The sequence below is a fragment of the Pseudomonas rustica genome (genome assembly GCF_018336155.1).
Taxonomy (GTDB): Bacteria; Pseudomonadota; Gammaproteobacteria; order Pseudomonadales; family Pseudomonadaceae; genus Aquipseudomonas; species Aquipseudomonas rustica.
Genome location: NZ_JAGYHF010000010.1, coordinates 181,336 through 205,445, shown reverse-complemented (window position 1 = coordinate 205,445; position 24,110 = coordinate 181,336). Strand labels below are relative to the sequence as shown.

General features: G+C 58.6%; 25 protein-coding genes and 1 tRNA gene. 13 read left to right on the top strand and 13 right to left on the bottom strand.

Features of this window, described 5'->3' with window-relative positions:
- Positions 1 to 20: 20 nt before the first annotated feature.
- Positions 21 to 97: transfer RNA gene (locus KFS80_RS20270), tRNA-Arg, on the bottom strand.
- A gap of 276 nt (positions 98 to 373) precedes the next feature.
- Between KFS80_RS20270 and folD the strand changes: the two genes are divergently transcribed.
- Together folD and pbpG are read left to right on the top strand one after the other, a co-directional pair.
- Positions 374 to 1,228 carry a bifunctional methylenetetrahydrofolate dehydrogenase/methenyltetrahydrofolate cyclohydrolase FolD gene (gene folD, locus KFS80_RS20265; RefSeq protein ID WP_053121798.1) on the top strand — a complete coding sequence of 285 codons (855 nt, stop codon included), beginning with the start codon at positions 374 to 376 and terminating at the stop codon, positions 1,226 to 1,228.
- Between the two features lie 230 nt (positions 1,229 to 1,458).
- Positions 1,459 to 2,397 (top strand): D-alanyl-D-alanine endopeptidase, encoded by a 939-nt coding sequence (gene pbpG / locus KFS80_RS20260; protein WP_159815552.1) that lies wholly within the window; start codon positions 1,459 to 1,461, stop codon positions 2,395 to 2,397.
- Between the two features lie 207 nt (positions 2,398 to 2,604).
- On the opposite strand, the gene KFS80_RS20255 is transcribed toward pbpG, so the two are convergent.
- From KFS80_RS20255 to KFS80_RS20245, 3 genes are all read right to left on the bottom strand, one after another.
- Positions 2,605 to 2,811: a hypothetical protein gene (locus KFS80_RS20255; RefSeq protein WP_212545711.1), complete on the bottom strand. Its 207-nt coding sequence runs from the start codon at positions 2,809 to 2,811 to the stop codon at positions 2,605 to 2,607.
- A gap of 12 nt (positions 2,812 to 2,823) precedes the next feature.
- Positions 2,824 to 3,030, bottom strand: coding sequence for a DUF6021 family protein (locus tag KFS80_RS20250; RefSeq protein WP_053121804.1), 207 nt, complete (start codon positions 3,028 to 3,030; stop codon positions 2,824 to 2,826).
- Positions 3,031 to 3,119: 89 nt separating this feature from the next.
- Positions 3,120 to 3,791, bottom strand: a complete 672-nt coding sequence (locus KFS80_RS20245) for a peptidase C39 family protein (protein ID WP_212545710.1) — start codon at positions 3,789 to 3,791, stop codon at positions 3,120 to 3,122.
- A gap of 234 nt (positions 3,792 to 4,025) precedes the next feature.
- Here KFS80_RS20245 and KFS80_RS20240 point away from each other — a divergent pair, with 234 nt between their 5' ends.
- A complete protein-coding gene (locus KFS80_RS20240) occupies positions 4,026 to 4,193 on the top strand; it encodes a hypothetical protein (protein ID WP_212545709.1) in 168 nt (55 codons plus the stop codon).
- 170 nt (positions 4,194 to 4,363) lie between these two features.
- On the opposite strand, the gene KFS80_RS20235 is transcribed toward KFS80_RS20240, so the two are convergent.
- A complete protein-coding gene (locus KFS80_RS20235) occupies positions 4,364 to 5,113 on the bottom strand; it encodes a TerC family protein (RefSeq protein ID WP_053121808.1) in 750 nt (249 codons plus the stop codon).
- Positions 5,114 to 5,143: 30 nt separating this feature from the next.
- Positions 5,144 to 5,386 (bottom strand): hypothetical protein, encoded by a 243-nt coding sequence (locus KFS80_RS20230; protein WP_212545708.1) that lies wholly within the window; start codon positions 5,384 to 5,386, stop codon positions 5,144 to 5,146.
- A gap of 234 nt (positions 5,387 to 5,620) precedes the next feature.
- Between KFS80_RS20230 and nhaR the strand changes: the two genes are divergently transcribed.
- A complete protein-coding gene (nhaR, locus tag KFS80_RS20225) occupies positions 5,621 to 6,520 on the top strand; it encodes a transcriptional activator NhaR (protein WP_212545707.1) in 900 nt (299 codons plus the stop codon).
- Here nhaR and KFS80_RS20220 read toward each other — a convergent pair.
- Positions 6,515 to 7,678: an MFS transporter gene (locus KFS80_RS20220; RefSeq protein WP_212545706.1), complete on the bottom strand. Its 1,164-nt coding sequence runs from the start codon at positions 7,676 to 7,678 to the stop codon at positions 6,515 to 6,517. The two genes, nhaR and KFS80_RS20220, sit on opposite strands and share 6 nt — an antisense overlap.
- 337 nt (positions 7,679 to 8,015) lie before the next feature.
- Between KFS80_RS20220 and sstT the strand changes: the two genes are divergently transcribed.
- Positions 8,016 to 9,245, top strand: a complete 1,230-nt coding sequence (gene sstT, locus KFS80_RS20215) for a serine/threonine transporter SstT (RefSeq protein ID WP_212545705.1) — start codon at positions 8,016 to 8,018, stop codon at positions 9,243 to 9,245.
- 317 nt (positions 9,246 to 9,562) lie between these two features.
- On the opposite strand, the gene KFS80_RS20210 is transcribed toward sstT, so the two are convergent.
- On the bottom strand, positions 9,563 to 10,072 hold the full coding sequence (locus KFS80_RS20210; protein WP_053121818.1) for a DUF1993 domain-containing protein: 510 nt from the start codon (positions 10,070 to 10,072) through the stop codon (positions 9,563 to 9,565).
- A 126-nt stretch (positions 10,073 to 10,198) separates the two neighbouring features.
- Here KFS80_RS20210 and KFS80_RS20205 point away from each other — a divergent pair, with 126 nt between their 5' ends.
- On the top strand, positions 10,199 to 10,846 hold the full coding sequence (locus tag KFS80_RS20205) for a YceH family protein (protein WP_159815548.1): 648 nt from the start codon (positions 10,199 to 10,201) through the stop codon (positions 10,844 to 10,846).
- Between the two features lie 137 nt (positions 10,847 to 10,983).
- On the opposite strand, the gene KFS80_RS20200 is transcribed toward KFS80_RS20205, so the two are convergent.
- The gene (locus tag KFS80_RS20200; RefSeq protein WP_212545734.1) at positions 10,984 to 11,502 is read right to left on the bottom strand and encodes a cupin domain-containing protein; all 519 of its coding nucleotides are present in this window, start codon (positions 11,500 to 11,502) and stop codon (positions 10,984 to 10,986) included.
- A gap of 202 nt (positions 11,503 to 11,704) precedes the next feature.
- The gene (locus KFS80_RS20195; protein ID WP_053121824.1) at positions 11,705 to 12,523 is read right to left on the bottom strand and encodes a shikimate 5-dehydrogenase; all 819 of its coding nucleotides are present in this window, start codon (positions 12,521 to 12,523) and stop codon (positions 11,705 to 11,707) included.
- 257 nt (positions 12,524 to 12,780) lie between these two features.
- On the opposite strand from KFS80_RS20195, the gene KFS80_RS20190 reads away from it, so the two are divergent.
- The 3 genes from KFS80_RS20190 (at position 12,781) to KFS80_RS20180 (ending at position 13,839) form a co-directional block, all read left to right on the top strand.
- Positions 12,781 to 13,134: a hypothetical protein gene (locus tag KFS80_RS20190; protein ID WP_212545704.1), complete on the top strand. Its 354-nt coding sequence runs from the start codon at positions 12,781 to 12,783 to the stop codon at positions 13,132 to 13,134.
- A gap of 224 nt (positions 13,135 to 13,358) precedes the next feature.
- Complete coding sequence (locus KFS80_RS20185; RefSeq protein WP_053121828.1) at positions 13,359 to 13,553, top strand: hypothetical protein; 195 nt, start codon at positions 13,359 to 13,361, stop codon at positions 13,551 to 13,553.
- A 103-nt stretch (positions 13,554 to 13,656) separates the two neighbouring features.
- Positions 13,657 to 13,839 carry a hypothetical protein gene (locus KFS80_RS20180; RefSeq protein ID WP_212545703.1) on the top strand — a complete coding sequence of 61 codons (183 nt, stop codon included), beginning with the start codon at positions 13,657 to 13,659 and terminating at the stop codon, positions 13,837 to 13,839.
- On the opposite strand, the gene KFS80_RS20175 is transcribed toward KFS80_RS20180, so the two are convergent.
- Positions 13,836 to 14,897: an AI-2E family transporter gene (locus tag KFS80_RS20175; RefSeq protein ID WP_159815807.1), complete on the bottom strand. Its 1,062-nt coding sequence runs from the start codon at positions 14,895 to 14,897 to the stop codon at positions 13,836 to 13,838. The two genes, KFS80_RS20180 and KFS80_RS20175, sit on opposite strands and share 4 nt — an antisense overlap.
- A gap of 193 nt (positions 14,898 to 15,090) precedes the next feature.
- Here KFS80_RS20175 and trhP point away from each other — a divergent pair, with 193 nt between their 5' ends.
- Entirely contained in the window at positions 15,091 to 16,428 is a 1,338-nt protein-coding gene (gene trhP / locus KFS80_RS20170; protein ID WP_212545702.1) for a prephenate-dependent tRNA uridine(34) hydroxylase TrhP, read from the top strand.
- Positions 16,429 to 16,796: 368 nt separating this feature from the next.
- Here trhP and KFS80_RS20165 read toward each other — a convergent pair whose 3' ends face one another.
- Positions 16,797 to 17,027: a hypothetical protein gene (locus tag KFS80_RS20165; RefSeq protein WP_053121836.1), complete on the bottom strand. Its 231-nt coding sequence runs from the start codon at positions 17,025 to 17,027 to the stop codon at positions 16,797 to 16,799.
- 219 nt (positions 17,028 to 17,246) lie between these two features.
- Positions 17,247 to 18,119 carry a LysR family transcriptional regulator gene (locus KFS80_RS20160; RefSeq protein WP_212545701.1) on the bottom strand — a complete coding sequence of 291 codons (873 nt, stop codon included), beginning with the start codon at positions 18,117 to 18,119 and terminating at the stop codon, positions 17,247 to 17,249.
- A 172-nt stretch (positions 18,120 to 18,291) separates the two neighbouring features.
- Here KFS80_RS20160 and ampC point away from each other — a divergent pair, with 172 nt between their 5' ends.
- The 3 genes from ampC to KFS80_RS20145 all read left to right on the top strand — a co-directional run bounded on the left by ampC (position 18,292) and on the right by KFS80_RS20145 (position 24,037).
- On the top strand, positions 18,292 to 19,446 hold the full coding sequence (ampC, locus tag KFS80_RS20155) for a class C beta-lactamase (RefSeq protein WP_420851059.1): 1,155 nt from the start codon (positions 18,292 to 18,294) through the stop codon (positions 19,444 to 19,446).
- 385 nt (positions 19,447 to 19,831) lie between these two features.
- Positions 19,832 to 20,455, top strand: a complete 624-nt coding sequence (locus KFS80_RS20150; protein ID WP_159815634.1) for a response regulator transcription factor — start codon at positions 19,832 to 19,834, stop codon at positions 20,453 to 20,455.
- Positions 20,456 to 20,458: 3 nt separating this feature from the next.
- Positions 20,459 to 24,037, top strand: a complete 3,579-nt coding sequence (locus KFS80_RS20145) for an ATP-binding protein (protein WP_212545699.1) — start codon at positions 20,459 to 20,461, stop codon at positions 24,035 to 24,037.
- The last annotated feature ends 73 nt before the right edge of the window (positions 24,038 to 24,110 follow it).

Sequence of the window (24,110 nt, the reverse complement as noted above, 5' to 3'; positions counted from 1 at the left end):
CTTGTGCCAAAGCTGCCTAATGGCGCACCCGGCAGGACTCGAACCTGCGACCATCCGCTTAGAAGGCGGATGCTCTATCCAGCTGAGCTACGGGCGCCTTATTAATCTGTACTCTAAAAGAACTACAAACTAAGTGCTTTCCAGTCTTCGCAAAACCGTAATCCTGCTCGACCTTCTTAACCAGTGCTAGGCTGTGCCCGACAAGTGCGACGAATAGTATAGAGCGCTCCGAAGGTCGTCAAATCCTTTTTGAAAAAAATTCATTTAATTAAAGGAGTTAGGGGAATTTGCTGACCAAGCGCCTTTGCCCTCACCGCCCGACATGCGAGAATGCGTTCTCTTTTTTTCCCCTCTCGATGGTTAATCACGCGCAATGACTGCACAACTAATCGACGGCAAATCGATCGCCGCCAGCCTGCGCCAGCAGATCGCCAAACGAGTTGCCGAGCGTCGCCAGCAAGGCCTGCGCACTCCCGGCCTCGCGGTGATCCTGGTCGGCAGCGATCCTGCCTCTCAGGTTTATGTCTCGCACAAGCGTAAAGACTGTGAAGAGGTCGGCTTCCTCTCTCAAGCCTACGACCTGCCCTCCGAAACCACGCAACAAGCGTTGACCGATCTGATCGATCGCCTCAACGACGACCCTGCGATCGACGGCATCCTCCTGCAACTGCCGCTGCCTGAGCACCTGGACGCCTCCAAATTGTTGGAGCGCATCCGCCCGGACAAAGACGTCGACGGTTTCCATCCTTATAACGTCGGCCGTCTGGCCCAGCGCATCCCGCTGCTGCGTCCGTGCACGCCTAAAGGCATCATGACCCTGCTGGAAAGCACCGGTGTTGATCTTTATGGTCTGGACGCGGTGGTCGTTGGCGCTTCCAACATCGTCGGTCGCCCGATGGCGATGGAACTGTTGCTGGCCGGTTGCACCGTGACCGTGACCCACCGCTTCACCAAGGATCTGGCCGGCCACGTCGGCCGTGCTGATCTGGTGGTCGTGGCCGCCGGCAAGCCGGGCCTGGTCAAGGGCGAATGGATCAAGGAAGGCGCGATCGTCGTTGACGTCGGCATTAACCGTCAGGACGACGGCAAACTGGTCGGCGATGTTGTTTACGAAACCGCCCTGCCCCGCGCTGGCTGGATCACGCCAGTCCCGGGCGGTGTTGGCCCGATGACCCGTGCCTGCCTGCTGGAAAACACCCTCTACGCAGCAGAAACCCTGCACGCTTAAGACGGTTTTTTCGCAGCATCAAAACCCCGCCCCGTGCGGGGTTTTTCGTATTCGAGAAAAAACTATAACCGTTCGCCGGAAACCCCTCTTTTTACAGGCCTTTTCACGAGATTTTCAGGTCACTCAAACAACCATCGACAGATCTTCAGCCATACTCCTAGAATGCGACGCTTTGAAGAAATAACCCGTTACAAACTAACGGAATATCCAACCTTTATGAGTTCGCCCGCGTGAAAATTCGTCTTTCGATTCTGAGCCTGTTTTTTGCTTTCACAGGCACATTCATCACGCCAACGATCAACGCTGCGGAAACCACCGCTGCCCCGCGTGACGCTTCGACCCTGAAGATCGCTTCCGGCAGCGCCCTGCTCATGGATATGCAGACCAACAAAGTCATTTATTCCAGCAACCCTGACGTGATCGTGCCGATCGCTTCCGTCAGCAAGCTGATGACTGGCCTGGTGGTGGTTGAAGCCAAACAGAACATGGACGAATGGATCGATGTCGACATCAAAAACACGCCAGAGATGAAGGGCGTGTTCTCCCGAGTCAAACTGAAAAGTGAACTGCCGCGCCGCGAGATGCTGCTGATCGCTTTGATGTCCTCGGAAAACCGCGCCGCCGCCAGCCTCGCGCATCATTATCCGGGCGGTTATGCAGCCTTTATCGCGGCGATGAACGCCAAGGCCAAGGCGCTGGGCATGACCAACACTCACTACGTCGAGCCGACCGGTTTGTCCGAGCGCAACGTTTCCACGGCGCGCGATTTGAGCAAGTTGTTGGTCGCAGCGAGCAAGCACCCGATCCTCACTGAACTGACGACCACCAAGGAAAAGACCGTGTCGTTCCGTAAACCCAATTACACCCTGGGTTTCCGTAACACCGACCACTTGGTCAACAAGGCTGACTGGGACATCAAGATCACTAAAACCGGCTTTACCAATCCTGCTGGTCACTGCCTGGTATTGGTGACGCGCATGGGCAATCGCCCGGTGGCACTGGTGATTTTGGATGCGTTCGGCAAGTACACGCATTTTGCCGATGCGAGCCGGATTCGTAGCTGGGTTGAGACTGGGCGCAGCGCTAACGTTCCGGCGGTGGCACAGCAGTACAAGGCCGACAAGAACCTGAAGAATCGCCAGAGTGGCGTGGTTGAGGCTTCGAAGTAGGACACTGGATTTACGCTACGTGTGGTGAGGGGATTTATCTGTGGCGAGGGGATTTATCCCCGATGGACTGCGCAGCAGGCCCTTCTTTTAAATCAAAAGCGGGGGCCGCTTCGCGACCCATCGGGGATAAATCCCCTCGCCACAGATAAACCTCTCACCACAGATAAATCCCCTCGCCACATTTAGATCTCACTAATCTGAGAGACCTCAATCATTCGGCAATGGCATCTGTTCATCATCAGGTATGCCATCCCCCTTGCTCGGATCATGCTCCAGATCCGGCGTCAGCACATTCGGTCGGGCCAGCGGATCGCGCAGCGGGCTGTCCGGATCCAGCACTGGATCAACTTCAGGCTCAGGCGTCGTCGGTACGCTGTCAGGTTTTTGATCATCGAAGCTTGAATCGGTACTCATACGCACCTCGCATCAAGGTTTCAGATTGGCTAACGGATCGTAGGGTTTGGCCGGTTTTTTGTCGTCGTCGCCGGGCTTCACGTCTTTCGGCGCTTTGGCCGGGCCAACGGGATCGACTTGCGGGTCGTCGAGATCCGGCGAATCGGGATCGAAACCCAGGTCATCACCCGAGGAATGCTCGGATGAATGCGGGCCTTTAGGGGATGTGGACTCTGCCATGCTTGCCTCCTGATTCACCCGCGAAATCGGGTTATAGAGGTAAGAGGCTTGCCGGACACAGACGTGCCCGGCAGATGACGAACGGAGAACTAGTGCGCCGCCAAGGCCTTTTTCGCCTGCGCCGCTTCGTTTTCCTGACCGGCCTGCGCCAGTTCATCGGCCGCTTTGAGCCAACGCGCACGATCCACCGCAGCGGGAATCTGCGTCGGTTTTTGAATCAGAATTGCCCAGCCGCCGGATTTTTCGAAAGCTGATTCAAAGGAGGCAAAGTCCATCAACTCGCGACGGTTCATGCCGGCACGCAGCAGGACTTTCTGTTTATTGCGGTCGTAGCCGGAAAGGATCGCGTAACGCGGTTCCGCCCAGAACGCCGAGCCTTCGCTGAAACGCACCATCACCGGGTAACCGGCCGCCACCTGAGTCAGCAGCGCGGGCAGATCGCTGTCCAGTGGATAGACGACCATGCCGTATTCACGGGCAAGGTTTTGAATGTTCTGCTGCAACTTGTCTTCAGCGCCCGGCACATGCAACGGTTTTTCCAGCAAACCCGGGGTGATCACCACGCCCTGCTGCGAAAGCAGACTGGCCAATACCTGCGGCCCGCTCTGGAAGGCCTGCCCCCGATAGAACCTGCCACTGAGTTCGACACGCTCCGGCAAGCGCTTGACCTCCGGCGCCACACTGCCCGCACACCCCGTCAATGCAGCCACGCAGCCAGCCACCAACAGCGCCGCACACACTCGAGAAAATACCTGCACCATCGTTGCTCTCTGTTCAGACGCCGGTCATCGTGTTCCGGCAAGGTCACCGATCATAGGGCGGCAAACCGCTGCGGTATAGCCTTAAACCGCAGGGGCTGCGATTGCATAGAGCAAAGTGATTGGTCATCACCGACCTTTGGTCAATAGCGTGTAACACCCGGGCAACTAGACTGTCAGTGAAACAGAGCGAATTGAAAAAGTGTGAGCCCGACGCAGGGCAAAGAGGAGGCACTGATGAGCCTGACCATGACCATTGTGATGTTGATTGCCGGTTGGCTGGCCGTGGCGGCGGCCATGCTGTGGGGGGTGTTGCGGATTTCGCGGCGGCACCATCATCCGGTTGAGCCTTCGAAGGTTGAGAAAGTCGAGAAACAACCCACCCGTCACGCGACCGCGCACTGACCCAAGGGATTTTTCGGAAAGAAAACGCAATTGGACTCTGTAGGAGCTGCCGAAGGCTGCGATCTTTTGACGTTGAAGATCAAGAGATCGCAGCCTTCGGCAGCTCCTACAGGAAGCAAAAAGGCCGCCTGAACTTATGAAGTTCAGGCGGCCTTTTGCATGGTTAGCGGTTACGCCTGCGCAGCAAGTTTCTTCTGCTTGGCACGACGCGACAACATGTTCAGCACCTCAATACCCGCCGAGAACGCCATGGCCGCGTACACATAACCTTTCGGTACGTGGGCGCCGAAGCCTTCGGCGATCAGGGTCATACCGATCATGATCAGGAAGCCCAGGGCCAACATCACCACAGTCGGGTTGTCGTTGATGAACTTGGCCAGCGGATCAGCCGCCAGCAACATCACCAGTACCGACACCACCACCGCGATGATCATGATCGGCAAATGTTCGGTCATGCCGACCGCGGTAATGATGCTGTCGATCGAGAACACCATATCAAGCAACAGGATCTGACCAATCGCAGCAGCAAAGCCCAGAGTCACGGTCGACGTGGCCGACTTTGGATCTTCCGGTGCCGGATCCATGCTGTGATGGATCTCGGTCGTGGCTTTCCAGACCAGGAACAGACCACCGGCAATCAGGATCATGTCCTTCCAGGAGAAGGCCTGGCCGAGGATGTCGATCACAGGTTCCGTCAACTGCACGATAAACGCGATGGTGCTCAACAGCGCCAGACGCAGGATCAACGCCATGCCGATACCGATGCGGCGGGCCTTCTGCTGGTACTGCTTAGGCAGCTTGTTGGTCAGGATCGAAATAAAGATCAGGTTATCGATGCCGAGCACGATTTCCATCACCACCAGTGTGGCCAAAGCAACCCAGGCGGTAGGGCTGGCGGCGAGTTCTAACAAATATTCCATGGGTCAGTCCTGACTCTTCGTGTGACTAAATTAGATGGTATTGGAGGAAGATTCGGATTCTTCCGCGTCTTTTTCCGGGGTTTCTTTTTTCTCGATCAGCCCGCCGGTGGCATCGCTGAGCGCTTGCTCGGCAGCTTTATGGGTGTCGTCGATCGCCTGTTTGGCGCTTTCGGCGGCTTTGCCCATCAGTTGCTGAGCGCTTTTTTCGGCTTGATCGCAACCGGCCAGAACCAGTAAAGACGCAATCAACAGTGCAGTGCTTTTGAATTTCATGAGGCTTCCTTCGAATGAACAGACAGGCTCACAGACCGGCCGTCGATGGCTGGGCATTCTAGGGAGGTGAACACTTCAGGAAAATTCGTATTTTTAGCGGCTATACTTCGGTTTTTACGAACTCATACACTATTCAATGTAGGAGCTGCCGCAGGCTGCGATCTTTTGATGTTTTTTTAAGAGCAAGATCAGAAGATCGCAGCCTTCGGCAGCTCCTACACGGGGGCGCGGCGGATGCTCAATTACCGACAACTGCATTACTTCTGGGTCGTGGCCAAGACCGGCAGCATCGTGCGTGCGTGCGAGCAGCTGAACCTGACGCCACAGACCATCAGCGGGCAGATTTCCCTGCTCGAACAAACCTACGGCATAGAGTTGTTTCGGCGCGTGGGTCGTCAACTGGAGTTGACCGAAGCCGGGCGTCAGGCCCTGCCCTACGCCGAGCAGATGTTTCAACTCGGTGGCGAACTGGAGCTGATGCTGCGCGCGCAACCCAACGAACAGCAAATCCTGTTCCGCGTTGGCGTGGCGGACGTGGTGCCGAAATCCATCGTTTATCGCCTGATCGCGCCGACCATGGAGCTCAGCGAACCGCTGCGCATCACCTGCCGTGAGGACAAACTCGAACGTTTGCTCGCCGACCTGGCGATCCAGCGTCTGGATCTGGTGATTTCCGACAGCCCGATGCCCTCGCACCTCGACATTAAGGGCTACAGCCAGAAGCTAGGGGAATGCGGGATCAGTTTCTTCGCCACCGCCGAACTGGCGGCGAAGTACGGTCAGGATTTCCCGCGCAGCCTGCACGGTGCGCCGCTATTGATTCCCGGCGCCGAAACCGTGGTGCGCAGCCGTTTGCAACGCTGGTTTGCCGAGCAGCAGATTCAGCCGCAAATCGTTGGGGAGTTTGATGACAGTGCCTTGATGCAGGCCTTCGGCCAATCCGGCAGCGGGATTTTTATTGGCCCGAGCGTGATTGCCGATGAAGTGAAGCGCCAATACGGCGTCGAGCTGATTGGCCAGACCGACGCGGTGACCGAGTCGTTCTACGCCATTTCGGTGGAGCGCAAGGTCAAGCACCCCGGCATCGTTGCGATTACCGAAGGTGCCCGACGCGAGCTGTTTACCGCGTTATGACGCTTCGGCGCAGACTTCGCGCGGCTTCAGCGTCATCAACACCATGGCGAGGAACACCGAGAGCAGGATGAAACCGGCAGCCGCAAAGCCAAGAAAGCCCAGACCTGCACCGTCGATAACCCGGCCACCGACCATGGCGCCCAGGCCGATCCCCAGATTGGCCCCGGCAATATTCAACGAGGCAGCAAAGGCCGGTGCTTCTGGTGCGGCTTTCATCAGGCGCACATGGCTGACCAGAAACAATGCTGCCTGGGTAATACCCCAAATACCCATCGCCACCGCCAGCCCCACTGGCGAATGAATGTTCGGCACCAGCGAGACCATGCCGGCAATCATGAATGCGCAGAACAACACCGACGCGCCCAGCGGATGTTTATCGACCGCGCGACCGCCCAGCGAGTTGCCGATCAGCCCGACCGCACCAAAGCCCATCAAGCACCAACCGACCACAGTGCCGTTGAAACCGGCGAGGCGCTCGAGGATGTCGGCAAGATACGTGTAAGCGGTAAACATGCCGCTGAACACCAGAATCGACAGGGCGATATGGCCGATCATCAGCGGGCTGCGCAGGATCTTGAATTGCGACGCGAAGCTGACCTGATGCTGGTGCAGGCTGGTTTTCGGCAGGTACACAAACAGCAGCAAAGCCTTGGCAAACGCGATCACCGCCAGAATGCCGAAGGCACTGCGCCAGCCGAACGCATCGGAAATCAGCGTGCCGACCGGAATGCCGAATACCGTGGCGCAGACGATGCCGAAACCGATCTTGGCAATCGCGCGACCGGCGAAATCCGGGCCGACGATGTCCACCGCTGTTTCACTGGCCAAAGCCCAGAACACCGGCAAACCAAGGGCCGGGATCAATCGGGCAAACGCCATCACCCAGATATTCGGCGCCAATGCTGCCACGGTGTTGGCGATGCCGAACATGATCAGGATGCTGATGAACAACTTGCGTCGTTCGAATCGCGCGAAATACGCGGTAAGGAATGGCCCGAACAGCGCCACCGTGAAGGCGAACAACGTCACCAGCAGCCCGGCCTGCGGGATGCTGACCTCAAGGTCGCGAGCGATCGCCGGCAGCAAGCCGACGATGACGAATTCCGTGGTCAGCACCGTAAAACCGGCGGCGGACAACAGAAGGATGGGTAACAGCATGGGTAACTCCAGCAAAACGACGACACCAGCGTTGACCCGAGGGCCCGCTGGCAGAACTTTAAAATTAGGATGCGCAATCTTAACAGAGTGTGTCCGCAGTGACTTGCACAAACCTGCCGACTTTGCCCGCCAATCGGGTGGCAGATCGTCACACGCCTGAAGGATAACGCCTACGCTGTGATAAAGTCCGCGCCCTGAAAAACGTACACCCCTGATCAACCGCCCGTTTAACGGCGTTGATATCGCCTCACCCTTTCGGTTCGTGACGCTGGTCTGCCCCCGAATTTGCCAGCGCGGTCACTCAACCTTGCGCCTATAAAAAATCAGAGATGCCGTTATGACTGCTTCCTCCCCTTCTCTATTGCAACGCCTGAAGAACCTGAGCCTCGTCGCGCAGATCCTCATCGGCCTGATCGCCGGTATCGCTTTGGCGCTGTTCGCCCCGGAAGTCGCGAAAGACACAGCGTTCATCGGCAAAGTGTTTGTCTCGGCGTTGAAAGCCGTCGCACCGATTCTGGTGTTCGTGCTGGTGATGGCCTCGATCGCCAACCACAAGCACGGTCAGGAAACCCATATCCGCCCGATTCTGTTCCTGTACTTGCTGGGCACCTTCGCCGCTGCCGTAGTGGCCGTGGTCGCGAGCATGGCGTTTCCATCGCATCTGGTGCTGTCCACCGAAAACGTTGCGGTGACGGCGCCGGGCGGTATTGGTGAAGTGCTGCAGAGCTTGTTGTTGAGCGTGGTGGAAAACCCGGTGAAGGCGCTGATCGAAGCCAACTTCATCGGCATTCTGGCCTGGGCGATCGGCATGGGCGTGGCGATTCGGCATGCCGGCGACACCACTCGTGAAGTGCTCGGTGACTTGTCCAACGGCGTGACCTTGATCGTGCGCGTGGTGATTCGCTTCGCACCGCTGGGTATTTTCGGTCTGGTGGCGTCGACGCTGGCGACCTCGGGTTTCGGCGCGCTGATCGGTTATGCGCACCTGCTGGCCGTGCTGCTCGGTTGCATGCTGTTTGTGGCGCTGGTGATGAACCCGCTGATCGTGTTCTGGAAACTGCGTCGCAACCCTTATCCGCTGACCCTGATGTGCCTGCGCGAAAGTGGTATCACCGCATTCTTCACCCGCAGCTCGGCGGCGAACATTCCGGTCAATCTGGAATTGAGCAAGCGTCTGGGCCTGCATGAAGACACGTATTCGGTGTCGATCCCGCTCGGCGCGACCATCAACATGGCCGGCGCGGCGATCACCATTACCGTGCTGACGCTGGCGGCGGTACACACACTGGGCATTGCCGTGGACATTCCGACGGCGATTCTGCTGAGCGTGGTCGCGGCGATTTGCGCGTGCGGCGCTTCGGGTGTCGCGGGTGGTTCGTTGCTGTTGATTCCGCTAGCGTGCAGCCTGTTTGGGATTCCGAGCGAGATTGCCATGCAGGTGGTGGCGGTCGGTTTCATTATTGGCGTGTTGCAGGATTCGGCGGAGACGGCGTTGAATTCGTCGACGGACGTGCTGTTTACCGCTGCGGCTTGCCTGGGTGAAGAAGAGAAAGCCCAACGCGCTTGAAGATCAAAAGATCGCAGCCTTCGGCAGCTCCTACAAAGGCTCCATGTAGGAGCTGCCGAAGGCTGCGATCTTTTGATTTTGCTTGCCAATGAAAGCCCGCCATGGTGTGAACCTTGGCGGGCTTTTTTGTGGCGGAGATCTTTTCCCCCTCACCCCAACCCTCTCCCCCAAGGGGGCGAGGGGAAAGGGAGCTGATTTGTGTGCTGTTCAAAACGAGTGTTCGACTTGATATTTCAGGTCGGTGCAGCTCGAACAAACAACTCCGTCAAGTCCCCTCTCCCTCCGGGAGAGGGTTAGGGTGAGGGGCTTCTGGCCGCTTAGAAAGCGCCCATGTAATCGCGCTTGCCCACTTCCACACCGTTATGACGCAGCAGCGCATAAGTGGTGGTGACGTGGAAGAAGAACTGCGGCAGGCCGTAAGTCAGCAAGTACGACTGACCGCTGAAGCGCTTCTCTTTCGGCGTGCCGGGACGGGTGACGATTTCGATGCCTTCCTTGCCATCGATCTGCTCTGGCTTGATCTCGCCGATGAAGGCCAAGACCTTGGCGATCAGGGCTTGCAGCTCGGCGAAGGAGGTTTCAGTGTCGTCATATTTCGGCAGTTCGACTTCAGCCAGACGCGCGGAAACGCCTTTGGCGAAGTCGACGGCGATCTGGACCTGACGGGTCAGCGGGAACATGTCCGGGAACAGACGCGCTTGCAGGAACGCGTTCGGGTCGATGTTTTTCTCGGTGGCGTGGGCTTCAGCCTTTTTCAGCACATCGCTCAGGGCGTTGAGCATTTGTTGAAAAACCGGGACGGATGCGGCGTACAGGGAAATGGTCATGGCAGTCTCGTGTGGTGGCTGGGTGGAACAAGGAGGCGATTATAGCCATGCTTTGACGACCACACGGCTTGCCTTTTGTTTGGCAAGGATTAGGCTAGGCGGCTTCGACTGCAGAGGGAACGCGCGATGACCACAGAACCAGAATCCACCTTCGACGAGCCACGGCTCAACGCCACGGAAATCCGCATCCTCGGCTCGTTGATCGAGAAACAGGCGACCAGCCCGGAAACCTATCCGCTGACCCTCAACGCGCTGGTCACGGCGTGTAACCAGAAAACCAGCCGCGAACCGGTGATGAACCTGACCCAGGGCCAGGTCGGCCAAAGCCTGCGCGCACTCGAAGGTCGCGGTTTCGCCAAACTGGTCATGGGCAGCCGCGCCGACCGCTGGGAGCACAAGGTCGACAAGGCGCTGGAACTGGTGCCGGCGCAGGTGATTCTCAGTGGTTTGATGTTTCTGCGCGGCCCGCAAACCGTCAACGAACTGCTGACCCGCAGCGGCCGCATGCACGATTTCGAAGATGCCGAGCAGGTGGTGCATCAACTTGAGCGCCTGATCGCGCGCGGGTTGGCGGTGTTGATTCCACGTCAGGCCGGGCAGCGCGAGGATCGCTATACCCATGCGCTGGGCGATCCGGCGGATATCGAGGCGATTCTGGCGGCGCGGAGTAATCCGCAGGAACGCGGTGCGAGTGGCGGTGTTTCGCTTGAGCGTATCGAAGAGCTGGAAGCACGCATTGCCGCGCTGGAAGAGCGCCTGGCCCGCCTCGAATAACCAACGCAGATCAAACTGTGGGAGCGGGCTTGCTCGCGAATGCGGTGTGTCATTCAAAGGTGATTTGACTGATCCAGCGCATTCGCGAGCAAGCCCGCTCCCACAGAGGATTAGTCATCCAATTCAGGATCTGTGGGCTATTCGCCGTCCCAGTAATCCACGCCATCCGCCTGCCGCGCCACGGCGACGAAACCTGAGGCATTGCCCTCGGCATCGACCGCAAAGTTATCCATCACCGCGTATTTATTCGAATCCGGATACTCACAGATCTCCGGCTGCTGCTGGGTGCTCACCGCCAGATAACGCAATTCAGCCTGACTGGTATTGATGATCTGATGCGCCTTCTCCGGCCCACCCGGTGGACAGGCAATCACATCACCCTGGCGAATCGGAAAGCGCTCGGCACCAAGGCGCACCTCGCCCTCCCCGGCCACCACGTAGAACATTTCCTCGTTGACCCGATGGCTGTGAAACGGACTGCCGCGCATGCCGGGTGGCAAGGCGTAGAGGCGATAGCCGAGTTTCTGTGAGCCAAGCTGCTGACCGACCCGCGCCATGCGTTGCTGATAGCGGCCCGCGGTTTCGCCTTCAGGGGCGAGGGCTTCGGGCAAGGGTTCGAGTTCGACCTGATGCAGGTTGAGGATGGGCGGATGCATGGGGGCCTCGGTCATGGTTTTTATCTGTGTTTGCTGAGGAGGGAGTATAGGCAAACAGGATCTGACACCGCGTCGCGGCATTCGCGAGCAAGCCCGCTCCCACAGGGGATCTTCAGTGAACACAGGATCCCGGCATGACGAGAATCAAATGTGGGAGCGAGCCTGCTCGCGAAGAGGCCCGCCCAGCCACTATCAAACCCGGTCAGCTACGCGCAAACGCCACCGCCGCCGCAAACTGCTCCTCATTCGGCCGCACCCCGGTGTACAGCACAAACTGCTCCAGCGCCTGAATCGCGATCACTTCCAACCCGGTAATCACCCGCTTACCCTCCGCGCGACCACGCACGATCAACGGCGTCTCCGACGGAATCGCCACCACATCAAACACCGTCTGCGCCGCTTTGATCACCTCAGGCTCAAACGCCAGTTGCCCCGCCTCCGGCCCGCCGTCCATGCCCACCGGCGTCACGTTGATCAGCATCTGAGGCCGTTCATCGCCCAATTCTGCCTGCCAGCGATAACCGAGCGAGTCCGCCAGCGCACGTCCGGCGCGTTCATTACGGGCCACGATCAGACCGTTTTTGTATCCACCATCGCGCAGGGCACTGGCCACCGCTTTGGCCATGCCGCCGCTGCCGCGCAGGGCGAATGTCGATTCTTTCGGCACGGCGTGGGTTTCCAGCAATTGCGCCACGGCGATGTAATCGGTGTTGTAAGCCTTGAGATGCCCGGCGGTGTTGACGATGGTGTTGATCGACTGAATCGCCGCCGCCGACGCATCCAGCTCATCGACCAGCGCAATGCAGGCTTCCTTGAACGGCATTGACACGCCGCAACCACGGATGCCCAAGGCACGAATGCCGCCGACAGCGCCGGTCAGATCCTGGCTGCTGAACGCCTTGTAATAGAAATTCAGGCCTAACTGCTCATACAAGTGGTTGTGAAACCGCAGACCGAAGTTGCCGGGGCGCCCGGACAGGGACATGCACAGTTGGGTGTCTTTGTTCGGGTTCATCTGCATGAAACTTCTCCTTCTAAACGCACTTTCGGATGGACGGGATTAGCCATTCCATCGGGTCTGTTCGATCATATCGACGTGTCTGCACAGGCTTCGCCACAAGGGTCGAATGCCCGGTAAAGAAACCGGTACAGACCTTACACAAAATTTACCTGGCGGCTGTGCTGAATTTCAGAATTTCGCTGTCTTAGAAGTATCCCCGTGACGTTCATGAGCCTATTGCAGGCCTGGACGACGGGTTGAAGAACCGAGGAATTATCATGATTCGTAAACTCCCCATAGTGGCCCTGTTGATCGGTGCTTTTGCTGTTACGGGGCAAGCGCAAGCCCACGGTGGCAATTACTGGCAAGGCCCTGCGGTGTTTGGCGCAATCGTTGGCTCGGCCATCATTGGCTCGGCGCTTATCAACCAGAACCGTCCGGTGTACGTGCAGCAAGCGCCGGTGTATGCCGCACCGCCTCCGGTGTATGTGCAACAACCGCCGCCACCGGTCTACTACCAACCGGCGCCGGTTTATGTGCAACAACCGGTTTACGTGCCGGCCCCGGTGTATTACGGGCCACCACGCGGCTATTACGGTCGTCCGTATCCTCCGCATTACGGTCACTGGTAAACCAAAGCCCCGCTATTCAAGCGGGGCTTTTTTTTGACCGTTTGTCGGCCATCGTCTGAAAAAATCTCGTCAAGGTCGCTGTGAGGACAGTTTCAAAGGCTAAAGTCGTCATGATCAATCAGGAATCGTTGAAGCTGAACACACAACGGTCATCTTTTTGTCATGACGGAACCGCAAGCTGAATCCGTCCGTAAACAACAGGTTGATAAAAACAAGGACGAGCCATGCCAACACAGAACCCTCACCGCATTGTCGGTTTATGCACCTCGGGCAAGGTGTACAACACCCTCACCGAACTCAAGCACCTGGAAGGTCACCGCTGCGCCAAGTTCCTCTCGTTACTGGCAGAGAATCTGGTGCACAAGGGCCTGCTCAACGAGCGCGAAGTCATGCACATGCTCGATCAAGTGGTGGACTGACGCCAAACCTCATTGGCGTCAATGACCACTATCGAAAACGTTGATTGTCCGTTAAACCGTCGAGTCCCTAAGGTAGCTCCACAGATTGATGGAGGTACTTGTCATGGCTCAGGTTCAAATCATGTCCGTTATCGGCAGCGCCGTTCCCGCCTCGCTCAGAGCGTCGGGTTTGCTTGCCTGCTGGTACCTGATGCGCAACGGCGAACCGATCAGCGGCCCGCTCGCTTCATTGCCAGCCGCTCAGGCGCAGGCTGAGAAACTCGCCAGCGCGCCGTTCCACGCTTAAGGCAACTGAACTTTCGGCTTGGTCTCAATGAACAGCGCCCAGCTCGACATAAACAGCGCAGCGATCAACGGACCGATCACGAAACCATTGAGGCCAAACACGGCCAGACCGCCAAGGGTCGAGATCAGAATCATGTAATCGGGCATGCGTGTGTCCTTGCCGACCAGAATCGGTCGCAACACGTTATCCACCAGACCGATCACAAACACCCCGAACAAACCCAGCACTACGCCTTGCCAGATCATCCCGCTGAGCAGGAAGTAAACCGCCACTGGCGCCCAGACAATCCCCGCGCCCACCGCCGGCAACAGCGACAGAAACGCCATCAACACCGCCCACAGCAACGCGCTGGGGATATCGAGAAACCAGAAAATCGCCCCGCCCAACGCGCCCTGCGTGATCGCCACCACCAGGTTGCCCTTCACCGTCGCCCGCACCACGCGGTTGAATTTCAGCTGCAAGCGACGTTTGTGGTTTTCCTCCAGCGGCACGGCGATGCGCACTTTGCGCACCAGTTCGGCACCGTCGCGCAGGAAAAAGAACAGCAAGTACAGCATGATGAAAAAACTCACCACAAACTCGAACGTGCCCTGGCCAAAACTGAAGGCCTGACTGGCCAGTACCTGGCTGCCCTGCATCGCCGCTTTGACGATTTTCTCGCGCAAACCGTTGAGCTCGCCCATGCCGAAGCGATCGAGCAAATGTTGAAAGTACGGCGGCAAACTGTGTTTGAACTGCGCCAGATACGCGGCGATGTCCAACTCGCCACTTTCGATGTTTTTGTAGACCGTCGCGCCTTCCTGTACCAGCAACACGCTGAGAATGATCACCGGCAAAATTGCGATCACCAGACAGATACTCAGCGTACACAGCGACGTGAAGTTGCGCTGCCAGCCGAATTTTGCCTGTATGCGGCGCTGCATCGGCGCAAACAGAATCCCGAGAATCACCGCCCAGAACACCGCGCCGTAGAACGGCAACAGAATCCAGATAAAGGCCACGGTGACCAACAGCAGCAGCACTGTCAGCGATTTGAATTGAAGACTTTTTGCGTTCATGTCCGGTCCATGTCAGTCAGGCGCCATGCACGCCCCGATGCTTAGTCAGCCGGCGCGCGCGCGAGTGCCATCTTTATTTATTGAGCATAGTTGGGGATTGGCCGGAGCCGTCGGCCGCACAAATGTAGACGCAGATCAATAACCCGCACCGACGTCTGCACTACCCTGCCGGGCTTTTGCGACCGACCTTGCCATGACGCCTACCCTGCCCCTCGCCGCGCCCGAGTTGCTGGCTCCCGCCGGCACCCTGAAAAACATGCGTTACGCCTTCGCCTACGGTGCCGATGCAGTGTATGCCGGCCAGCCGCGTTACAGCCTGCGCGTGCGCAACAACGAGTTCGATCACGCCAATCTGGCGCTGGGCATTCGTGAGGCGCAGGCGCAGGGCAAGCGCTTCTACGTGGTGGTCAACATCGCGCCGCACAACGCCAAACTGAAAACCTTCCTCAAGGATCTGGCGCCGGTGATCGAGATGGCGCCGGATGCGCTGATCATGTCCGACCCGGGGCTGATCATGTTGGTGCGTCGGCACTTCCCACAGATGCCGATTCACCTGTCGGTGCAGGCCAACACTGTGAACTGGGCGAGCGTGGAGTTCTGGCAGCAGCAGGGGCTGAGCCGGATCATTCTGTCGCGGGAATTGTCGCTGGAAGAGATCGGCGAGATTGGCGAGCAGGTGCCGGACATGGAGCTGGAGGTTTTCGTCCACGGTGCGTTGTGCATGGCTTATTCCGGGCGCTGTCTGTTGTCGGGCTATATGAATAAGCGCGACGCCAATCAGGGTTCCTGCACCAACGCCTGCCGCTGGAAATACTCGGCGCAGCAAGCCACGGAAAATCAGCTCGGCGAGATCGTGCAGACCTTTGAGCCCGAGCCCACCCTTGGTATTGGCGCGCCTACCGATCAGGTATTTCTGTTGCAGGAGGCCAATCGCCCGGATGAACTGATGCCGGCGTTCGAGGATGAGCACGGCACGTACATCATGAACGCCAAGGATCTGCGCGCGGTGCAGCATGTCGAGCGGTTGACGCGCATGGGCGTGCATTCGCTGAAAATCGAGGGTCGGACGAAATCGCACTTCTATTGCGCGCGCACCACGCAGGTGTATCGCCGGGCAATTGATGATGCGGTGGCCGGGCGCGAGTTCGATCGCAGTTTGATGACGGATCTGGAGTCACTGGCCCAGCGCGGGTACACCGAAGGTTTTCTGCGCCGGCATGTGCATGACGAGTATCAGAATTATCTGCACGGCAGCTCGGTGTCGGAGCGTCAGCAGTTTGTCGGCGAATTGACCGGGGAGCGGCGTGATCGGCTGGCTGAGGTCAAGGTAAAGAACCGCTTTGCGGTCGGTGATCATCTGGAATTGATGACGCCAAAGGGCAACTTTCACTTTGATCTGCATGAGTTGCACAACGCTCAGGGCGGCGCGATCGAGGTGGCGCCGGGGGATGGGCACACGGTGTATTTGCCGATTCCGGATGCGGTGGATTTGCGCTTTGGCTTGTTGATGCGGGATTTGGCGGTGGCCTGAAAGCCCTGCAAACGCCCCCCTTGTAGGAGCTGCCGAAGGCTGCGATCTTTTGATCTTTTTTACAGGCAACGTCAAAAGATCGCAGCCTTCGGCAGCTCCTACGGAGATCAAAAGCCTAAGTGAATTCCTCCCGCAACATCGCCACAAACGCCTCTCGCGCCGGGTGTACTGCTCACGTATCTGGCGTGGGTGGGGTTGGGTGAGCGGCAGGAGTGATGGTGCGGACTGTTGGGTTTGATCGTTGATGGATGTTGGGGCTGATGCCGCCTTCGCGAGCAAGCTCGGCTCCTACAAGTCAGTGGTGATGCAACTGTTCATTGTGGGAGCAAAGCTTGCTCGCGATGGGGCCGGGACAAACACCCCATCAGTTAACGGCGATCATCCGACAACGGCGTTGGCTCATCCGCTGGCGGCACATCGTCGTCGGCAGCCGGATCCTTCCAGTCGTCAGGCCGGTCGCCATCGCTCAGCGGATCGCGCCCTGGTGGCATGCCCATCGGTGAATCATGATCTCCGAGTGTCGGCTCATCAGTACCGGGCACCGGTTGGGTTGGATCGGTTGGAAGTACACCACCCTGAAACAGCAGATCGTTAGCCATGACACACCTCACCAAGGAGGCCCGGAAAGCCCGGGTCGTACACGTTGGAAACGGTGGCGCACGACGGGTGCTATCGAACAGACCAACGGCGCGAGGAGCTGACTTGTGGTGATCCCGTGTGGGAGCGGGCTTGCTCGCGAAAGCGGTGGGTCAGTCACCGACGACCTGAATGACACACCGCTTTCGCGAGCAAGCCCGCTCCCACACGGGGGATTTGTGTCAGGCCGCCGCGTGTTGCAGCCATGATTTGAACGCCAGCATCGCCGCCGTTTCCGGGCGTGACTGCAAACGTGTCAGCCAATAACTGCCGGTGGTGATTTCAATCGCGAACGGCTGACAAATCGCCTCCGCCGCCAGTTGCCGGGCGAACATCAGCGGTGGCGCCAATGCCACTCCACTGCCCTGCAACGCCGCTTCCATCATCGCCAGCGACGAGTCGAACACGATGCTCTGCGGCGGTGCTGCGTGGGTGGCCATGCCCGCCGCGTGAAACCATTCCGGCCATTCATCGGTGCGATAGGAACGCAACAACATCTGCTGCAACAAATCCGCAGGTGTGTGCAGTTGCCGGGCGATCTCGGGCACGCACAACACCGACAGCGGCGCGTCGAGCAAGCGTGTCGCCTCGATGCCATGCCACGCTCCCGCGCCGAAGCGGATCGCGTAATCCAGCCCTTCCGCCGCGACATCCACGCGATTGTTGTTAGTCGACAGCCGTAAATCTATAAGCGGATGTTTCGCCCGGAAGTCCGCCAGCCTCGGCAACAGCCAGCCCACGGCGAACGTGCCGACCGCGCCCACGGTCAACATTTCGCGGTACTGGCCGTCGGCGAGGCGTTCAAGAATTTGCGCGATGTGATCAAACGACGTGCTCAAGACCGGCAACAGCGTTTCGCCCTCGCCGGTCAGCATCAGCCCACGGGGCAGGCGTTTGAACAGGGTTACGTTGAGTTGCGCCTCAAGGCTTTTGACCTGATGGCTGACGGCAGCCTGGGTCACACACAACTCCACCGCCGCGCGGGTAAAGCTCAGATGGCGCGCCGAAGCTTCGAATGCGCGCAGTGCGTTCAGCGGCAATTGCGGTCGAATCATGCCCAGTCCCAAATTTTTCTAATGACTCATGCGAGATTTCATCGTTTGTCGATTGGCGCCGGACTGCCTAAATTGGCCGCGCTGATCAGCCGCCCGAACGGGAAATCGTCCGCAGTGTAGCGGGATAGAATAATCAACACTCATGGAGAGTGGTTCATTTATGCGTTCAATCATGCCGAGCAAACTCTTTTCCTACAGCGCTTTTGGACTTTGCTTCGGCGCGGCTGCCTGTTCGGCTGCTGCGCCAACCGATGCACAACTGCAAGCCTTGGTCAGCGCTGCCGTTACGCCGGTGATGCAGCAGCAGAACATTCCAGGCCTGGCCATCGCCCTGACTGTTAATGGCCAAGCGCATTACTTTAACTACGGCGTCGCCAACAAGGACAGCGGGCTGAAGGTCAGCGAAAACACTCTGTTTGAAATCGGTTCGGTGAGCAAAACCTTCACTGCGACGCTGGCCGGTTATGCGCAGGCGACGGGCAAACTGGATCTGTCGAGCAAGGCCAGCTCGCTGTGGCCTGAGCTGCACGGCAGCGCATTCGACAACATCAGCGTGCTGCAACTGGGCACTTACAGCGCGGGTGGTCTGCCGTTGCAGTTCCCCGCTGAAGCCGATTCGGCGGACAAAATGCTCAGCTATTACCAGCAGTGGAAACCGGTGTATCCACCGGGCAGCCATCGCCTGTATTCCAATCCAAGTCTGGGACTGTTTGGTTATCTGACGGCGAAGAGCCTCGGTCAGTCGTTTGATCAGGCGATGACCCAAATCCTGCTGCCAAAACTCGGTTTACAGCACACATTCCTCAGCGTGCCCGAGTCCGAAGCCAACCTCTACGCCCAAGGCTACAACAGCGCAGACCAACCGGTGCGTGTTGGCCCCGGCGCCTTGGACGCTGAAGCCTACGGCATCAAAACCAGCGCCGCCGACCTGCTGCGGTACGTCGAAGCGAACCTGAAACCGGCCAGCCTGAAACAGCCCCTGCAACAAGCCGTCGCCGCCACGCACACCGGTTACTACACCGTCGGTGACATGACCCAGGGTCTGGGTTGGGAGCGTTACGCCTATCCGATCAGTCTGGAAAAACTGCAAAACGGCAATTCGAACCCGATGGCGTTGCAGGCGCGCAAAGTGCACTGGCTGACCCCGGCGCAACCCGAGCCGCAGAACGTGCTGTACAACAAAACCGGCGCAACCGGAGGCTTCGGCGCGTACGTGGCGTTCGTGCCATCGAAGGATGTCGGCATTGTGATCCTCGCGAACAAGAACTACCCGAATGCGGAACGGGTGAAGATTGCGCACACGATCCTGAGTGCAATTACTCGATAAAGGCAGGCACCAAACCTGTGGTCCCTTTAGTGACACTAATCCCTAGTGACACTGATCCCCTGTGAAACCGATCCCTGGTGACACTGATCCCCTAGTGACACTAATCCCCTGTGGCGAGGGGATTTATCCCCGTTGGGCTGCGCAGCGGCCCCATCCATACCCTGCATTTCTACTGACACACCGCATGCAATGGTTTTGCGACTGCTGCGCAGCCGAACGGGGATGAATCCCCTCGCCACAGGAGGTTGGGGTAGCCCGTGACTACCCTCTTTTCTTGCATCCCCCCTCAAACCAAGTAGCATCGCGCTCTTTTTTCGCGGTCGCGCCCGCGCCGTGCTCTTCCCGGCGTGCGGGCTATGCTGAAACCGGGCTTGAGGACTGATCGATGAAAGTGCTGCTGGTCGATGATCACGCTGTGGTGCGCATGGCAATCGCGATGATTCTCGCGCGCGAGGGCCATGTCGTGGTGGCTGAATGCGACAACGGCGTCGATGCCTTGAGCAAGGCGTTCGAGCTGCAGCCCGATGCGATTGTGCTGGATCTGGACATTCCGCAACTCGACGGCATGGCGGTGATCGACCGTTTGCGCATCGGCGGCAGTACGGCGCACGTGCTGGTACACACCGGTTTGAAAAGTATGGCCTACGCCACGCAATGCCTGCGCGCCGGGGCGGCGGGTTATCTGTCGAAGGGCGATGATCCGAGGGAGATTCTCACCGCACTGAAAGCCGTGGCCAATGGCGAACGCTGGTTTCCGCCGGGGACGCTGGATTCGGTCAATCACAGTGAATACACCCAGGACGACGCCAAGCGCATCGACACCATCACCCGCCGCGAGCTCAAAGTCTTGCACGGTCTGGCGCAGGGTAAGACCAACATGCAGATCGCCAACGACATGCTGCTCAGCAACAAAACCATCAGCACCTACAAGACCCGCCTGATGCAAAAACTCGACACCCACACGCTGCTTGATCTGGTCGAGTTCGCCAAACGCAATCATCTGGTCTGAGCGATGAACCGGTTCAGACAACTGCTCGCTGTTCTCTGCCTCGGCTGGCTGGCACTCAACGCTCAGGCCGACACGCTGAGCCTGCTCAGCCGCGCGACCAGCAATCAACAAACCCTGCCCCTGAGCAGCACGCAACGGCATTTTTTGACGCAAAAAGCCGTGTTGCGCGCCGGGGTCTATCTGCCGGATCGCCCTCCGCTCGACATCACCGCCGACGGTGGTGAATACCAAGGTCTGTCCGCCGATTACCTCGACATCATCGCTCGCACCTTGGGCCTGCGGGTACAGATCGAACGGTTCGCCAATCAGGCCGAGGCGCTTGCCGCCCTGCAACGTGGCGACATCGATGTGGTGCCACGCATCAATCATCTGGAAAACCAGTACAGCGAACTGCGCATGAGTGCGGCCTATGCGTACGATCAAGCGGTGCTGGTCAGTCGTTTCGGCACCCACTGGGCGAACAATCAGCTGCCCAAGGACACCACCGTTCTCTTCGATTCGGACTGGATGATCCCGGGTCGCGTCGCCGCGCTGTTTCCCGATCATCCCCGTGAGGCGGTCGAGTCGACACCCTACGGCCTCGGCCTGGTGGCTTATGGCGAAAACAAGGTGCTGCTGACCGACGCGATTTCCGCGCAATACCTGCTCGAACGCAGTTACCAGCAGAGCCTCAAACAGACCATTCAGCGCGACTCCGAAGGCCTGGGTTTCAGCTTCGCCATGCAGCGCGAAGACGCGCAGTTGCTCAACCTGTTCAACAACGTTCTGGCAAAAATCTCTCCGGCGGAACGCGCGCAAATCGCCCGGCGCTGGGGCATCGGTTCCAACCCGAAACTCGGTTACGGCCGTCTGCAACTGACGCCGGTCGAACAGCAGTGGATCAAGGACCATCCAATTGTCGAGGTGCTGGCCAACGACATGTATTCGCCGTTCAGCTTCTTCGATACCGAAGGCGAAATGCGCGGCATGTCCGCCGATTTGCTCGAGCTGATCAACGACCGCACGGGCCTCGCGTTTCAGCCGAAGAAAATCACTTCGATGGACGCCATGACCCGTCGTGCGCAACGCGATCCACCCAGCCTGATCGCGGCGCTGACTTACAGCGAGCGCCGGCACAAGGATCTGAAGTTCTCCCGCGCCTACGTGGTCAATCCGTTTGTACTGGTTACACGGGTCAAGCCCAACCGCGAGGGCATGAGCGGTCTGAAAGGCCGGCCGGTAGCAATCATCAAGGGCTCGGAAGCCGCGCATTGGCTGGCGCGGGAATGGCCGGAGTTGCGCGCAGTCGAAGTCGATACGTCGATCGAGACTTACGAACTGCTCGCCGAGGGCCAGGTCGAGGGTGTGATTCAGCCGCAGATGGGCGCGGCTTATCTGATTGATCGCTACTTTCGTGGACGCCTGCAAATCGACTCGGTGCTCGGCACCCAACCGGCGCTGATCACTTTCGCCACCGGCAAACACAACGCCACGCTGATTTCGATCCTCGACAAAGCCATGCTCGACATCGCTCCCGGCGAGTTCAGCGATTTGGCCAATCGCTGGCAAAACCCGCAAAACGGCGAGGACGGCTGGAGCACATACAAGCGCTGGATTCTGCGTGCGGCGATGGTGCTGGTGGCCGTTTTGCTCGGTTTTATCGCATGGAACCTCGGCCTGCGCCGGCAAATCGCCGAGCGTCTCAAAGCGCAAAAAGCCTTGAGCGATCAGTTGCTGTTTATGAAGGCGTTGGTCGATGGCACGCCGCACCCGATTTACGTGCGCGACCGCAAAGGCCTGCTGCTCACTTGCAACCGCGCTTATTTGCAGGTGATGGGCGTGGAGCTTGAGCAGGTGCTGCACAAAGGCCTGATCGAGGCCAACGTGCTGCCGCTGGATAACGCCCACAACTACAAACGCATCCACCGCGCCACCCTGGAAAGCGGCGAGCCGTCGTTCGACAATTTCCCGCTCTCGGTCAAGGGCCACACCTTCCACATCTACCACTGGGCCCTGCCCTACCGCGACTCCGACGGCAAAATGACCGGTGTGATTGGCGGCTGGATCGACCTGACCGAACAACAGCATCTGCAACACGCCTTGCTCGCCGCCAAACATCAAGCCGAGGCGGCGAACCGTGGCAAAAGCCATTTTCTGGCGGTGATGAGCCACGAGATCCGCACGCCGATGAGCGCGTTGATCGGCGTGCTCGAACTGCTGCGCAATCGTCATCCCGAGCGCACCGGCGATGGCGAGTTGATCGACATCGCGCAGAAGTCGGCCGGCGGCATGATGGAATTGATCGGCGAGATTCTCGACCTGACCAAACTTGAAGCCGGCCAGTTCGAATTGCGCAGCAGCCGCTGCTATCCCGAGCGTCTGGCGCGCACCGTGGTGCAGGCGTTCGCCAGCCTCGCGCAGCAGAAAAACATCGAACTGACCTTGATCACCGACGATGCCGATCAAGCGGTGGAACTGGATTCGCTGCGCTTTCGGCAGATTCTTTCCAACCTGCTGAGCAACGCGATCAAGTTCACCGCCCAAGGCACGGTCAGCGTTGAGCTGAGCCTGCTGACTCACCGCGATCTGGTGCAATTGCACCTGGCGGTGCGCGACAGTGGCATCGGCATGGACGAGCCACAGCGCCAGCGCTTGTTTCAGCCGTACACCCAATTCGCTGACGGCCAGAGCGAAACACAGATTGGCACGGGGCTGGGGTTGTCGATCTGTCAGCAATTGACCGAGTTGATGGGTGGGCAACTGACCTGCGAAAGCGAGCCGGGGCTCGGCTCGTGCTTTACCCTCAACCTGAGCACCCGATTGCACACCGAGACACAAACCCTGCCGACGATGGCGGCTGAAGATCTGCCACCGCTGCCGTCGCGGCATGTGCTGATTGTCGAGGATCACGAATTCAATCGGGTGGTGCTGCAGCGGCAACTGGAATCGCTGGGGATGCGCGTGGCCTGCGCCGAAAACGGTCTCGAAGGGTTGCGCCTGTGGAGCGAAGAATCTTTCGATTATCTGATCACCGACTGCAATATGCCGCTGCTCAATGGCGACAAAATGACCCGCCAGTTGCGCGCCATCGAAGCCGCCGAGGGGCGCACGCCGACTCATGTGCTGGGGCTGACCGCCAATGCGCAGCCTGAGGAAACCCGCCGCTGTCTCGACGCGGGCATGAACGCCTGCCTGTTCAAACCGCTGACACGCAGTGCCCTGGAGCGTTATCTGCGTGAATCCGAACGTGAACGTCAGGCTAGCGCGGCGTGTTTTGATCCGTCCAAGGTCAGCGACATTACCGCTGGCGATCCGGGGCTGACCCGGCAATTGCTGGAGACGGTGTTACGCACCAATCAGCAGGATGTCGAGGCGATGGAAGCACTATTTGCGGCGGGGGATTTTGAAGGCATGGCGCGGCGTTGCCACAAGATTCTCGGGAGTGCGCGGATTATTCATGCGACGCCGTTGATTGCGGCATGTGAGCAACTGGAGGTGGAGTGCAAGTCGAGCACGACTCAGCAGGAGGCGCATCGATTGTATGAGGGGTTCGTGCAAGAGATGAAGCGCTTGCAGACAGCATTACAAGAACACGCAGCTTAAAACTGTAGGAGTGAGCCTGCTCGCGATAGCGGTGTATCAGTCAACACATGTATCAACTGACATGCCGCTATCG